This window comes from Lelliottia sp. SL45 (genome assembly GCF_026672535.1).
Taxonomy (GTDB): Bacteria; Pseudomonadota; Gammaproteobacteria; order Enterobacterales; family Enterobacteriaceae; genus Enterobacter; species Enterobacter nimipressuralis.
Window position 1 is genome coordinate 383,374 of sequence record NZ_JAPPRH010000001.1, and the last position, 13,989, is coordinate 397,362.

Genomic DNA, 13,989 nt, shown 5'->3' on the forward strand with positions numbered 1-13,989 from the left:
CGATTTACAGGAACATCCCGCCTGAAACTTCGATGCGCTGCGCGTTCATCCAGCCCAGCTCATCGCTCAGCAGCGCGGCGATAGCATCACCGATATCATCCGGCAGCCCGACGCGCCCAAGGGCGGTGTTCGACGCCACCATCTGATTGATCTGGACATTATCGCGCACTCGCCCGCCGCCAAAATCGGTTTCAATCGCACCCGGCGCGATAATATTGGCCGTGATTTTACGCGCGCCTAACTCTTTGGCCTGATAGCGCGTCAGCACTTCCATCGCCCCTTTCATTGCCGCATAGGTACTGGAGCCAGGCTGCGCAAAGCGCGCCAGGCCGCTGGAGACGTTCAGGATGCGCCCGCCGTCTTTAATCAGCGGCAGCAGGCGCTGGGTCAGGAAGAACGGGCCTTTGAAATGGACGTTCAGGGCGTCATCAAACTGCGCTTCGGTGGTCTCTGCAAACGGGGCATATAAACCGGTTCCGGCGTTGTTTAATAAATAATCGAAGGTGTCGCGCTGCCACACATGTTTAAGCTGGGAGCGGACTTCAGCGACAAAGCGTTCGAAGGTCGAGGTATCCCCGACGTTCAGCTGTAATGCCACCGCTTTCACCCCTTTTAATTCAATTTCGCGCACAACATCCTGCGCCTCTTTCTGGCTGCTCTGGTAAGTCAGGATGATTCCGGTTCCCTTCGCAGCCAGCTTCAGCGCCGCGTTTTTCCCCAGCCCACGGCTGCCACCTGTCACTAATGCAATACGTTCACTCATGAGAAACCTCGTTTCGTTTGATATGGCGATTGAGAAAGAGCTTATTAGGTGATAGAAAATCAATAAAGAGGGTTAAAAACGCTTCACTGTTTCATTAATAACAATAATGAGCGCAGCCTATGGATAAAATTCACGCAATGCAGCTTTTCATCCGCGTGGCGGAACTGGAGAGTTTTTCTCGCGCCGCGGACACGCTGGGTCTTCCTAAAGGTAGCGTATCGCGCCAGATTCAGGCGCTGGAGAACCTGCTCGGTACTCAGCTTTTGCACCGCACGACGCGCCGCGTCAGCCTTACGCAGGACGGCATGGTCTATTACGAGCGGGCAAAAGATCTGCTGGCAAACCTCGACGAACTGGACGGTCTTTTCCAGCATGATCCCACCAGCATCAGCGGACGATTGCGCGTCGATATGCCCGTTGGCGTTGCGCGAAATTTAGTCATCCCAAAACTGCCCGCTTTTTTGCAGCAGTACCCCGGCATTGAGCTGGAATTGAGCAGCAGCGATCGGATGGTCGATGTCATCCGCGAAGGATTTGACTGCGTGGTACGCGTCGGCACGCTGAAGGATTCGGGCTTAATCGCCCGCTCGCTGGGTAAACTGTCGATCATTAACTGCGCCAGTCCGGACTATCTGGCGCGTTTTGGCTATCCGGAGACGCTGGACGATCTGGCTTCCCACGCGGTGATTCATTACGCGCTGAATCTGGGTACCCGCCCGCAAGGTTTCGAGTTTTATAACGGCGATGCCACTCAGTGGGTGAAGACCGGCGGCATTTTAACGGTTAACAGCACCGAGACCTACCACGCGGCCTGCCTCGCCGGACTGGGGATTATTCAGGTGCCGCGCGTCGGCGTGCGCGAGGCGCTAAAGGCCAAAAAAATGGTCGAGATCCTGCCGCAATACCGCGCCGAACCGATGCCGGTTTCGCTGATTTACCCGCATCGTCGCAATCTCTCGCGGCGGGTTCATCTGTTCATGGAATGGCTGACGACGATAATGAAAGCTTACGTTGATTAGTCGCGAGCTATAATTCAATAAATTCCCGCCAAACGAAAAAAGGAAAATGCGCGTGACGCCGGAAAACAACCCGCAACGACCCACTCAAGAACTGGAATACGAACCCATCAAAAAGATGGAATCTGAGCCGCAAAAAAGCCCCTCAGCCGCTAAAGCCACCAAAGCGCTGGAGACCGTCACCGGAACCGCGCAAAAGATTCAGCGCCGGCCGATGATTGCGCACCTGATCCGCGCCGCAGAGCGCTTCAACGACCGCATGGGCAACCAGTTTGGTGCGGCGATTACCTACTTCTCCTTCCTGTCGATGATCCCGATTATGATGGTGTCATTTGCGGCGGCGGGTTTTGTCCTCGCCTCGCACCCGACGCTCTTGCAGGACATCTTCAACAAGATTCTGGTTAACGTGAGCGACCCGACGCTGGCTGGCACCCTGAAAAGCACCATCAACACCGCGGTGCAGCAGCGTACCACCGTCGGGATTGTCGGGCTGCTGATTGCCCTCTATTCCGGCATCAACTGGATGGGGAACCTGCGCGAGGCGATTCGCGCCCAGTCGCGCGACGTCTGGGAGCGCAAGCCGCAGGATCAGGAGAAAATCTGGATTAAGTATTTCCGCGATTTCGTGTCGCTGATTGGCCTGCTGGTTGCCCTCGTTGTGACGCTGTCGATCACCTCTGTCGCCGGTTCCGCTCAGCAGATGATCATTTCAGCGCTCTATCTGGATTACATCGACTGGCTGAAACCCGCCTGGCGGCTGATTGGTCTGGCGATCTCCATTTTTGCCAACTATCTGCTGTTCTTCTGGATCTTCTGGCGATTACCGCGCCACCGTCCGCGCAAGAAAGCGCTGATCCGTGGGACCTTTATCGCCGCGATTGGCTTTGAAGTGATTAAGATCGTGATGACGTACACCCTGCCGTCGCTGGTGAAATCCCCGTCTGGCGCGGCGTTTGGCTCGGTTCTCGGTCTGATGGCGTTCTTCTACTTCTTCGCCCGTCTGACGCTGTTCTGCGCCGCGTGGATTGCCACTGCCGAATACAAAGACGACCCGCGAATGCCGGGCAAAACCCACCGCTAAACGGCGTATCGGGCTGAATAAGAATGCAAAGTTTCAGCCCGATTCACCATTTCAGCATATAAATCCAGCCTGTAACTTTTATTTAACCAAAAACCAGTTTTATCGACTGATATTTGAATTCTGTGAAGCATTTCATGGAAGGTATTTCGTCAGCCTGAATATTATCCGCTTTTTGCTGCTTTTCTCACCGCATCGCGCCCTTGTTACAGATTGAAATGTCGCTTTTGCTATGCGTAATATGGCCTTTCGTCAGACCAAACAATAAGAAAATTTTATGCAAGCCACAGCCACAACTCTCGATTCAGAACCGGAAAGCACGCCGGTAAACTCGCGTAATAAAGTCGTCGTTGCCTCTCTGATTGGCACCGCTATCGAATTCTTCGATTTCTATATTTACGCGACCGCCGCGGTCATCGTTTTTCCGCATATCTTCTTCCCGCAGGGTGATCCGACGGCTGCCACGCTGCAATCGCTGGCAACGTTCGCCATCGCCTTTATCGCCCGCCCGATTGGTTCGGCGGTCTTCGGACACTTTGGCGACCGCGTCGGGCGTAAAGTGACGCTGGTAGCGTCGCTGCTGACGATGGGGATATCTACCGTAGCGATTGGCCTGCTGCCGACCTACGAAACAATCGGTATTCTGGCGCCGATGCTGCTGGCGCTGGCGCGTTTTGGTCAGGGCCTGGGGCTTGGCGGTGAGTGGGGCGGCGCGGCGCTGCTGGCGACAGAAAATGCGCCACCGCGTAAACGCGCGCTGTACGGCTCTTTCCCACAATTGGGCGCGCCGATTGGCTTCTTCTTCGCGAACGGCACCTTCCTGCTGCTCTCCTGGCTGCTGACCGACGAGCAGTTCATGAGCTGGGGCTGGCGTATTCCGTTTATCTTCTCGGCAGTGCTGGTGCTGATCGGCCTGTATGTGCGCGTTTCCCTGCATGAGACGCCGGTGTTCGCCAAAGTCGCGGCGGCGAAAAAGCAGGTGAAAATCCCGCTGGGCACGCTGCTGACCAAACACCTTCGCGTGACGGTACTCGGCACCTTCATCATGCTGGCGACCTATACGCTGTTTTATATTATGACGGTCTACTCCATGACCTTCAGTACCGCAGCAGCCCCCGTGGGCCTTGGTCTGCCGCGCAATGAAGTGCTGTGGATGCTGATGATGGCGGTGATCGGCTTTGGCGTGATGGTGCCGATCGCCGGGCTGCTGGCGGATAAATTTGGCCGTCGCTCAAGCATGATTGTGATTACTTCGCTGATTATTCTCTTCGCACTGTTCGTCTTCCCACCGCTGCTGGGTTCAGGTAGCCCGGCGCTGGTGATGGCTTACTTACTGATTGGTTTGAGCCTGATGGGGCTGACCTTTGGCCCGATGGGTGCGCTGCTGCCGGAGCTGTTCCCGACCGAAGTGCGTTACACCGGCGCGTCTTTCTCCTATAACGTGTCATCGATTCTGGGTGCCTCTGTCGCGCCGTATATCGCCACCTGGCTGCAGGCGAACTATGGGCTGTTCTACGTGGGCGTATATCTGGCGGCGATGGCAGGACTGACGCTGATTGCGCTGCTGTTGACGCACGAAACGCGGCATCAGTCCTTATAAATAAAAACGGCAACCTCGGGTTGCCGTTTTTTTTCTGTTCACCCTCTCTCATTCGGGAGAGGGCCGGATGAGAGCATCACACGCCTCGTTACTTTTTCATCTGCGACAAAATCGTCCGACACTGATTGGTGTCACCTTCTGACGGCGAAATCAGTGCCAGCAGAGCCGCCGCTGGCGTGACAAGCGTTGCCAGCGCTGCCGCGACAGCGCCGCGCGCAATCAACGGCCCGGCTTTGACACCCGCCTGCGGATTTTTGAACGAACCGCGAACATAAAGCGGTGAGCGCAGGGTAATAATACGGAAGCCTTTACTCTCCGGATCGATGGTTAAATCCAGCTGCTCCGAGGCCATGCTCGCCGTCCCGGTCACGTTGATCACCGCATTTTCTGTATCGAAGGCAAAAATCTGCGGACGCGCCACGCCGTTGACCAGATCCAGGTTGGCGGCCGCGCAGTTCACCCGCACTTCATCATCACCAAAAATCTGCCCGATGATAAAGTTACCGACGTTCAGCCCGAGGATCTCCATCAGGTTGCGGCTCACCAGGCCGTCATTCATCAGCAGTTTGAGATTTCCGTTGCTGCTACCGAGCAGTGCCGCGATGGAGTTCCCCACCCCACGAATATCCGCATCACCGTTCATTTCACCGAGGGTTTTCTGCATCAGCTCCACGTTCGGCATCAGCTGTTTCAGCTTCAGCCTGCGCGCCTGAATATCGGCCCGCCCCTGCATCGGCTTTTTATCGCCTTCGAGGTGAATGTTGGAGGAGATGGTCCCGCCCGCCAGCCCGAATTTCAGCGGCTGCAGGCGCAGATCGGCGTTTTTCAGGATGATATGGGTCGAGAGGTCGCTTATCGGCAGCGTGCTGCCGTGCTCGATTTTGCGCCCCTTGAAGCGCACATCGGCGTCCATCACGTCCCATTTGTCGGTTTCAAAGCGGTCGTACGGCAGCACTTTGTCCGACGGCTGAATGTCTTTCTCGCCTTTCTTCTGCTCAGAGCGTTTGGATTGCTGAGCACCTTTACCCGAATCGACGCCAATCAGCGGCCCGAGATCGGCGAGGCGCAGCTGGCGCGATTCCACGTCACCTTCCAGTTTCGGGCGCGGTTTGCCAGTGGTATAAGCGAGCGAGCCGTGAATGTCGCTGTCACCGATACGGCCATTAAAATTGCGGTAATCAAAGACCGACGATTTTTCCGTATCGATTTTGGCGACCAGCCGCCCGTCCGTCTCAAACGGTGGCGTATCCGGGAGCAGGACGCCGGTTAAGTCGTACAGCTCACCGAGCGAATCACCGGAGAATTTGAGCTGCAAATCGACGCCGCCCATTTTCATCGGGTCATGTACCGTGCCGACAAACGCCACACGGGTGTTGCCCGAGCGGAAATCCGCCTGCACCGGGAACGGTGTACCCTCACTGCGCAGCGCCAGTACGCCGCCAATTTTGCCGGTCCCGGTGAGAGGTTGCTCGTTGTAGCGCCCTTTCGCCTTCAGGCCAAAGACGTAATCACCCACGCGGGTTTTCTCGTCTTTGCCTTTGGTGCCGGTGACTTCGCTGAACGGCAGCGGTTTGCCCAGCGGATCGACCAGGATCTCAATATCCGCTTTGCTGACTTTGTCATCGATGGCGATCCGCCCGCGATCGAACAGAATATTATCCAGCCGGAAAGACCAGGCCGACGGCGGCGCATTGGGATCTTTCTCACCGCTGCTGGCCAGATTAAAGGTCCAGTTGTTGTTCTTCTCTGACAGGCGAATCAGCCGCGCGTCGGGCTGTTGCAGTTTGATCCACGGGAGATAGACGGTTTTCGTCAGCAGCGCTAACGGTGCCAGCGTCGCTTCCACGCGCGGCAGGTGGACCATGGTGACTTCCGGAATATCGGGCGGGTTGCCGAGAATAATATCGTTGGCATGAACGTGCGGCCAGGGCACCCAACTGCGCCAGCCCGTTTCGTCTTTCTGACGCTCCCAGACCACACCGAGATCGCCGCGAATGGCGAAAGGCCGGTTCAGTTCAGTGGAGACTTTCTGGTTGATGGTCGGTTTGAGGCGGTTCCAGTCGAACGTCGCGATGATGATGATGGCGACCACAATCAACAACAAGAAGATCCCTGCTACCCAGGTGACGATCCTGGTGGTTTTGGACATCGTTATCCCCTTTTTTATTACCTTGCCTTTCATGAATATAGCTCAGGCCTGGGAAAAAAGGGGGACGCTGCTTCCGGGAATAGCGCGTGTTCGCCACGCGCTATTCTGGGAAACAGCAGAGGTTACAACGTGATAATGACGTTATCGAGCGTATCCATCGGTACCGGACGAGAGAGGAAATACCCCTGTGCAGCCGCTGCGGGGGAGTTCTGCACATCCCGCCACTCTTCGAGCGTTTCAACGCCTTCGACAATCACGCCCTGGCAATAGCGATTCATCAGCTGCAATAGCAGCGTGAACAAATTGCGGCCTTCCTGGGTCTGGCGCAGCATGATGAACAGGTCGCGGGCCACTTTGATGTAGTCGTAGCGTACTTCGCTTAACGCAGAGAAGTTCGCCATGCCCGTGCCGAAATCATCCAGCCACAGGGGGCCAAACTCGCACATCGAGGCAAAGGAGGAGTCCTGCGGCAGGCGCACGTGCTCGACCAGCTCAAAGCGCATCCACGGCAGCGAGGCGACCAGTTTCTGCAGCTGCGGATTCTGGCGCAGCGCGATCAGCGTCGGGCCGTCGACGTTCACCGACGCCAGAATGTCGTGGCGGGCGAAAAAGTCCCGTTTCGTCCCCAGCATTTCGAGCTGCTCTTCCAGCACATCCAGACGCTGACGTACGCTCACCTCGGCGAAATAGCGATCCGGGGCGATGCGCTGCGTAGGATTCGACGGGTGGGTCACGACAGTCAAGATTTCAATTGCCATGAGTCTGCCGTCAATGCGGTAAATCGGCTGATAAGTATAAGCACGCTCACATTGCAGCCAATAGCGATGCTCCTGCAAGCTTTCAATACTTGCTTCCGGAGTGGTGCATAGCCGCTGGATAACCTGCTCTGACTTCATTTCAGATGTCCTGTTGAAAAGAGATGACGTGTCTGGACTCGTCAAAAGGTTATCGGCCCGGGATGTGAGAACTTTATGTTCAGCTGGCGGGGAAAATGAAATTAAGATGACAGAATCTGCCCGGAACGCGCGCTGGCTCAAAAAAAAATTTGGAACGACGTTTTAATATAGTTGACCATAAAATCCCCACAGCGCACACTTACATTAATTTATCGGTTCAGGTTCACGACTATGTCTAAAAAAATTGCCGTGATTGGCGAATGCATGATTGAGCTGTCACAAAAAGGTGCGGACGTTAGCCGCGGTTTTGGTGGCGATACGTTGAATACTTCGGTCTATATTGCCCGTCAGGTCGCCCCTGACGCGCTGACAGTCAACTATGTGACCGCACTCGGTACCGACAGCTTCAGCCAGCAAATGCTGGAAGCCTGGCAGAGTGAAAACGTCCAGACGTCGCTGATTCAGCGTATGGAAAACCGTCTTCCGGGGCTGTACTACATCGAGACCGACAGCACCGGCGAGCGCACGTTCTACTACTGGCGCAACGAAGCCGCAGCCAAATTCTGGCTGGAGAGCGACGAGTCTGCGGCCATCTGCGAAGAGCTGGCGACCTATGATTATCTCTACCTGAGCGGAATCAGCCTGGCGATCTTAAGCCCATCCAGCCGCGAAAAACTGCTCTCTCTGCTTCACGAATGCCGCGCGAACGGCGGGAAAGTGATTTTCGATAACAACTACCGTCCGCGCCTGTGGGCGAGCCGCGAAGAGACGCAGCAGGTTTATCAGCAGATGCTGAACTGCACCGATATCGCGTTCTTAACCCTCGATGACGAAGATGCCCTGTGGGGCGAAAAACCGGTCGACGACGTGATCGCACGTACGCATCAGGCCGGTGTGTCGGAAGTGGTGATTAAGCGTGGCGCCGATTCCTGCCTGGTCTCCGTGGCAGGTGCTGCCGTGGTGGACGTCCCTGCGGTGAAACTGGCGAAAGAAAAAGTGGTGGATACCACGGCGGCGGGCGATTCGTTCAGCGCCGGATATCTGGCCGTGCGCCTGACGGGCGGTACACCTTCGGAGGCCGCAAAACGCGGGCATCTGACGGCCAGTACAGTGATTCAGTATCGCGGGGCGATTATCCCGCGCGAGGCGATGCCTGACTGAGTTCGTGCACGACACCCGGCTGACAAACAAAAAAAACGGCAACCCTAGGGTTGCCGTTTTATTATCTTTTCGCCATTACTGCGCTTGCGGAATATCCGTCGCATCCTGATGCAAATCATCGGCCGCAGGCTGAACCGTACGCTCTTCGTGCGACATGATCTCATCCCAGGTGGCCTGTAGCTCTTTCATGTTGTATTCCGGCTCGCCTTTCGGCTGCAGCAGAACAAGCGCCATATCTTGCGACAACTGCTGACGCAGATCCTGATTAATCATCTCAACGGTCAGGCTGTTCAGGAAGTCCTGGCGCAGTTTCTGATACTGCTCCGGCGCGATATCCACCACCTGATTTTGCAGAGAGCGAATGCGCTGGCTGATCAGGATATCCGTGTCAGTGCGGGCGTAGGTTGCAAACAGTTTTTGCAGCTCCAGATTCTTCTGGGCCACCAGCGCGTTGAACTCTTCTTCGCCCAGGCCATCTTTACGCACTTTGGCCAGCTCTTTGGCGACGACGCTGAGATTCGTGCTCAGCTTGTCGTTTGGCGACTCCACGTTAATCGCACACTGTCCGCGCTGGAACAGCACGCGGCAGTCGAAGCCAATCCCGATATCCTTCGCATTGTTTTTGCTCAGGGTCTGCTGAACATGCCAGAACAGCGCTTCACGGGCGAGATCGGCACGCCAGTAGCGCAGCAGCGCGGCGGATTCACGAATCGGCTGCCATGGGGTGTCCCACATCAGCGACAGACGGTCCTGACGCACGGAGTCGGTCATGATGCTCACCGGCTCGGCACGCAGCGGGGCCAGCGTTGAAACCGGCGCAGGCACTTCGCGTTTTCCCTTCAGATCGCCAAAGGTTTTGCCAATCTGTTCGATCACCGCGCGGCTGTCGACGTTGCCGACCACAATCAGGGTCATCGCATCCGGGGTGTACCATTTTTGATAGAACGATTTAACCTGCTCGATATCCACCGGCTGTTTGACCGGCTCTGCCGGATCGTGTCCCAGCAGCGATGAGCCTTTCAGGCGGTAACGCCACCAGCCGTCTTTGGTATCCGCAGGCCAGGTCGCCACCATGTCGCTGTTGCTCAGGGCATAGTTGACCGTATCGGGGGTGATCGCCACTTTACCGGCGGTATCGCCCAGCCACGTCAGGGCCTCTTTCAGAAGGTCGTTACGGTTGTTGGGCAGGCTGAGGTTAAACATGGTGTAGTCGTAGGAGACAACTGCAGGTGGAAGTGGACGTTTCGGGTCGATGCCCTGCTGCCACAGTGAACGCACCTGCACGGCTTGCAAACTGCCGCTTTGGGTCAGCGCCAGTCGAGGAATAAAATGGCTAAGCCCGCTCTGCTGCGTGCTCTCGGTTAATGAACCGGTATTGACGGAAAGACGAATTTCGATGCGGTCACTGGGACGTTGCGGAGTGGCTAAAACCTGCCACTGAAAACCATTCGCCAGTGTGCCCTGCTGCCAGGCTGGGTCGGGCTGGAGCGTATCTGCCTGCACATAACTGGCTGCTGCCATCATCAGCAAACCGCCGGTTAAGAGTCGAATTTTTGTGCCCTGCATGTAAACCCCTGATCAACATTCCTGGTTAAAAAGAGTGTCTCACTACATTGAGCACTCTGAAGATAACGTTCAAACACTTCGATTAGACCGCGTGTTCTGCGAAACGTCACGGCGAGAAGTGAAATATACCCGAAAAAAATCTTGTCGAAGTATGACAGGTATGAGCAGTTATTATGCGCAGGAGCCCGCTCCCCGACAAGGGTGAGCGGGCATAAGTGCTGAATTTATGAGGATAAACCGTGGGATTTGCTCTCCGGCACGCGATTATTCAGCGTATCGTCGAGTTTTTTATGGTCCAGCTCTTTCACCCATTTCGCCACCACCACCGTGGCAACACCGTTACCCACCAGGTTAGTCAGGGCGCGGGCTTCGGACATAAAGCGGTCGATGCCGAGAATGAGCGCCAGGCCCGCCACCGGAAGATGCCCTACCGCCGAGATGGTCGCCGCCAGCACGATAAACCCGCTGCCCGTCACGCCCGCCGCCCCTTTCGAGGAGAGCAGTAGCACCACCAGCAAGGTGATCTGATGGAAGATATCCATGTGGCTGTTGGTCGCCTGGGCGATAAACACCGCCGCCATGGTCAGATATATCGATGTTCCGTCGAGGTTAAACGAGTACCCCGTCGGAATGACCAGCCCCACCACCGATTTACGGCAGCCCAGTTTTTCCATTTTATCAAGCATACGCGGCAGTGCGGATTCGGAGGACGACGTCCCCAGCACAATCAGCAGCTCTTCGCGGATGTAGCGGATAAATTTGAAAATACTGAAGCCCGTCGCGCGCGCAATACTGCCCAGCACCACGACCACAAACAGAATACAGGTGATATAGAAGCAGATGATCAGCTGGCCGAGCTGCACCAGGGTGCCGACACCATATTTACCGATGGTAAAGGCCATCGCCCCGAACGCCCCGATGGGTGCCAGGCGCATGATCATATTGATGATGCCGAAAATCACCTGCGAGAAGCTTTCGATGACGTTGAAAATCAGCTGCCCTTTGCTGCCCAGGCGATGCAGGGCAAAACCAAACAGCACGGCGAACAGCAGCACCTGCAGGATATTCCCGCTGGCGAAGGCGCCAATTACGCTGCCAGGAATGACATCCAGCAGGAAGGCGACGATGCCCTGGTCTTTGGCCTGCTCGGCGTAAACGGCGACCGCTTTCGCATCCAGCGTCGAAGGATCGACGTTCATCCCCGCGCCCGGCTGCACGACGTTGACAATAATCAGGCCGATAATCAGCGCAATCGTACTGACCACTTCAAAGTACAGCAGCGCCACCGCACCGGTCCGGCCTACCGCCTTCATGCTTTCCATGCCAGCGATACCGGTCACCACGGTACAGAAGATAACGGGCGCGATGATCATTTTAATGAGCTTAACGAACGCGTCGCCAAGCGGTTTCATTTGAGCGCCCAGTTCAGGGTAGAAATGGCCAAGCAGAATACCGATGGCAATCGCTGTCAGGACCTGAAAGTAAAGGCTTTTAAAGAGAGAGGTTTTCATAGGGTGTCCTTGGAAAGAAAAACCACAGGATTCTTATGGGTACAACTTTCCTGCGGCTTTAAAATAACACCCGTAAAACATGACAGAAATGACCTTAGATCAAATATGAAACATGAATGTTAAAAACTGTGTGCTGACTCGAACAAGCCAGCAACAAAGTTAGACATTTACGTAAGAATTGTCGCCCGTAAAGTAGCGTTTTTCGAACTCTTCCGCCGGAACGGCTCGGGCAAACAGGAAACCTTGTCCACTTTCGACACCCGCCTGCGCCAGCCAGTCGCGCTGGGCTTCGGTTTCGACCCCTTCGGCAATGACGTGCAGATTCAGGCTGCGCGCCATCTGGATAATGGCTTCCACCATGCTGCTGTCGTCCGGCAGGCCGTCAACGAAGGTTTTATCGATCTTCAGGACATCCACCGGCAGCGTTTTCATGTGCTGGAGCTGACGCAGACCGGCGTAGCCCATGCCGAAATCATCCAGTGCAATGCGGATACCGGCGTTGCGCAGCGGTTTCAGAATCGCCACCGCTTCGTTTGGATCGTCGATGCGACGGCTCTCCGTCACCTCCAGAATCAGAGTGTCCGGCTTGATGCGGTAGCGGTTGATCAGCTCCAGCATCTCGGAAACCATCGTCGGATGCATCAGCTGTAGCGCCGACAGATTCACCGACAGCGGCATGTTGATACCGCGCTCCTGCCAGGCCGAAAGCTGGCGGCATGACTCTTCCAGCACCCAGTAGCCGACCGTCACCATCAGGCCGCAGGATTCGATGCGTTCAATAAGCCCCTCTGGCAGCTCCCAGGAGCCATCTGGCTGCATGACGCGCAGTAACGCTTCCGCGCTGGTGACGTCGCCCGTGGCCAGATTCACCTGCGGCTGGAGCCAGATCGCAAAGTGGTGATTATCGAGCGCCGTGAGGATATCGCTCTCTTCCGTCAGGCGCTGCTGCGCCTTTTCCATCTGCTCTGGCTCGAAGAACTGGATCTGATTTTTGCCTTTACGACGGGCGGTAAAGGCCGCCGAGAAGGCGCGGCGATAGAGTTGTTCCGCTGTCAGATCGCCATAATACATCGCCAGGCCAATGCTGGCGCTTGGGCGCAGCTGAATCCCCTGGATGGGCAGCCGCTCATTGATGACAGTGAGCACTTGCTGACCTAATGTGATGGCGTGCCACGGCTCTTTCACACCGTGGGCCAGAATCACAAAGTCGTAGCCGCTGACCTGCGTCAGTACCATGCGCGGCGCCAGCACCGATTTGATCTTTTCCACCAGCGTCAAGAGCAGCATTTCACGCTGGCTCTCTTTCAGCACGCCCGCCGTGTCCTGCAGGGTTTCACAGGCCACTGCCATCAGCGCGGTGGTCTGCTGGCGCGCGACGGTCTGCTCCAGCAGGGCCATCAGGAATGCCTTATTCGGCAAATCCGAGACCGGGAAGCGGGTCGCGTTGCTGTTGATTTCATCATGCTGACGCATCAGGCGCTGCTGATTGATGTTATAGCTCCGCACCAGCATGCCGATTTCATCGTCGTGGTGCAGGCGCGGCAGGGCCAGCTGGTGTCCGACCTGGTCCTGCGGGGCGAGATTGTCTAGCTCTCGGGCAATTTTACGCAGCGGATGGACGATCAGCCGGTTAATGCACCAGGTGAGCGCCACGGTCAGGATCAGCGTCAAAAGTAAGTAAGTGGTTACTAACGTGGAGATCCAGCTCATGACAAACTTATGCATGCGATAGGCATCTGCCTGCAACACCAGATAGGCCAACGGCTGCGGGTTGGCAGGGCGTTCGAGAGAATAGAGCGGGAGCGAAATCTGTACCGGCAGCTCAAACATCCGCATGATCATCATCGGCACCGGACGTTCGGGAATAAAGCTCATCCGCAACGCCTGGAATTGATTGGGTAATACCACATCCGCGCGGCTGACGATCCCCGCAGGCTGAATGCGCTTGATGATGGTTTCTGCTTCGGGGATATCCCCTTTGAGAATGGCGGCGGAAAGCGGTTCACGGACCGAGCGGGCAATACTTTCCAGTTGCGAAGCCGTGTTGTAGCGATTCTGCTGTACGGAATGAAACAGCAAAATGACGCAAAAGACGAATACAAACACCATAGTGACGGCTGAGACCATCGCCATTTGTTTGATAGTTAAAGAACGGCTGACACGCAAATTGACTCTCCACAAAACCCGAAGCATAGGGTAACAAAGTGTTACCCTATTCCCGGCAGAGTATACCCGATCGCGACGATTTT

Annotated in this window: 10 protein-coding genes; 4 read left to right on the forward strand and 6 right to left on the reverse strand. The window is 56.0% G+C overall.

The annotated features are described in order from the left end of the window. Positions 1-4: 4 nt before the first annotated feature. Positions 5-763: an SDR family NAD(P)-dependent oxidoreductase gene (locus OVA10_RS01970; RefSeq protein ID WP_102105277.1), complete on the reverse strand. Its 759-nt coding sequence runs from the start codon at positions 761-763 to the stop codon at positions 5-7. Positions 764-882: 119 nt separating this feature from the next. On the opposite strand from OVA10_RS01970, the gene OVA10_RS01975 reads away from it, so the two are divergent. The 3 genes from OVA10_RS01975 to OVA10_RS01985 all read left to right on the forward strand — a co-directional run bounded on the left by OVA10_RS01975 (position 883) and on the right by OVA10_RS01985 (position 4,457). After that, entirely contained in the window at positions 883-1,782 is a 900-nt protein-coding gene (locus OVA10_RS01975; protein ID WP_100778502.1) for a LysR family transcriptional regulator, read from the forward strand. A gap of 52 nt (positions 1,783-1,834) precedes the next feature. Further along, the gene (gene yhjD / locus OVA10_RS01980; protein WP_100780794.1) at positions 1,835-2,860 is read left to right on the forward strand and encodes an inner membrane protein YhjD; all 1,026 of its coding nucleotides are present in this window, start codon (positions 1,835-1,837) and stop codon (positions 2,858-2,860) included. Positions 2,861-3,134: 274 nt separating this feature from the next. After that, positions 3,135-4,457, forward strand: a complete 1,323-nt coding sequence (locus OVA10_RS01985; RefSeq protein WP_100778501.1) for an MFS transporter — start codon at positions 3,135-3,137, stop codon at positions 4,455-4,457. 88 nt (positions 4,458-4,545) lie between these two features. Here OVA10_RS01985 and OVA10_RS01990 read toward each other — a convergent pair whose 3' ends face one another. Both OVA10_RS01990 and pdeH read right to left on the reverse strand, forming a co-directional pair. Then, a complete protein-coding gene (locus tag OVA10_RS01990; protein ID WP_123429832.1) occupies positions 4,546-6,606 on the reverse strand; it encodes an AsmA family protein in 2,061 nt (686 codons plus the stop codon). A gap of 122 nt (positions 6,607-6,728) precedes the next feature. Beyond that, on the reverse strand, positions 6,729-7,502 hold the full coding sequence (pdeH, locus tag OVA10_RS01995) for a cyclic-guanylate-specific phosphodiesterase (RefSeq protein ID WP_100778499.1): 774 nt from the start codon (positions 7,500-7,502) through the stop codon (positions 6,729-6,731). 231 nt (positions 7,503-7,733) lie between these two features. On the opposite strand from pdeH, the gene OVA10_RS02000 reads away from it, so the two are divergent. Further along, complete coding sequence (locus OVA10_RS02000) at positions 7,734-8,663, forward strand: sugar kinase (RefSeq protein WP_123429833.1); 930 nt, start codon at positions 7,734-7,736, stop codon at positions 8,661-8,663. A gap of 75 nt (positions 8,664-8,738) precedes the next feature. On the opposite strand, the gene OVA10_RS02005 is transcribed toward OVA10_RS02000, so the two are convergent. The 3 genes from OVA10_RS02005 to hmsP form a co-directional block, all read right to left on the reverse strand. Then, positions 8,739-10,229, reverse strand: coding sequence for a M16 family metallopeptidase (locus tag OVA10_RS02005; protein ID WP_268195078.1), 1,491 nt, complete (start codon positions 10,227-10,229; stop codon positions 8,739-8,741). A gap of 224 nt (positions 10,230-10,453) precedes the next feature. Continuing rightward, positions 10,454-11,740: a C4-dicarboxylate transporter DctC gene (gene dctA, locus OVA10_RS02010; protein ID WP_100778496.1), complete on the reverse strand. Its 1,287-nt coding sequence runs from the start codon at positions 11,738-11,740 to the stop codon at positions 10,454-10,456. A gap of 159 nt (positions 11,741-11,899) precedes the next feature. Continuing rightward, positions 11,900-13,906 (reverse strand): biofilm formation regulator HmsP, encoded by a 2,007-nt coding sequence (gene hmsP / locus OVA10_RS02015; protein WP_233210367.1) that lies wholly within the window; start codon positions 13,904-13,906, stop codon positions 11,900-11,902. Between the last annotated feature and the right edge of the window lie 83 nt (positions 13,907-13,989).

Coding starts and splice junctions, on each gene's coding strand:
- OVA10_RS01985 (WP_100778501.1), top strand. CDS start 3,135: ATGCAAGCCACAGCCACAACTCTCGATTCAGAACCGGAAAGCACGCCG.
- OVA10_RS01990 (WP_123429832.1), bottom strand. CDS start 6,606: ATGTCCAAAACCACCAGGATCGTCACCTGGGTAGCAGGGATCTTCTTG.
- dctA (WP_100778496.1), bottom strand. CDS start 11,740: ATGAAAACCTCTCTCTTTAAAAGCCTTTACTTTCAGGTCCTGACAGCG.
- OVA10_RS02005 (WP_268195078.1), bottom strand. CDS start 10,229: ATGCAGGGCACAAAAATTCGACTCTTAACCGGCGGTTTGCTGATGATG.
- OVA10_RS01975 (WP_100778502.1), top strand. CDS start 883: ATGGATAAAATTCACGCAATGCAGCTTTTCATCCGCGTGGCGGAACTG.
- pdeH (WP_100778499.1), bottom strand. CDS start 7,502: ATGAAGTCAGAGCAGGTTATCCAGCGGCTATGCACCACTCCGGAAGCA.
- OVA10_RS02000 (WP_123429833.1), top strand. CDS start 7,734: ATGTCTAAAAAAATTGCCGTGATTGGCGAATGCATGATTGAGCTGTCA.
- OVA10_RS01970 (WP_102105277.1), bottom strand. CDS start 763: ATGAGTGAACGTATTGCATTAGTGACAGGTGGCAGCCGTGGGCTGGGG.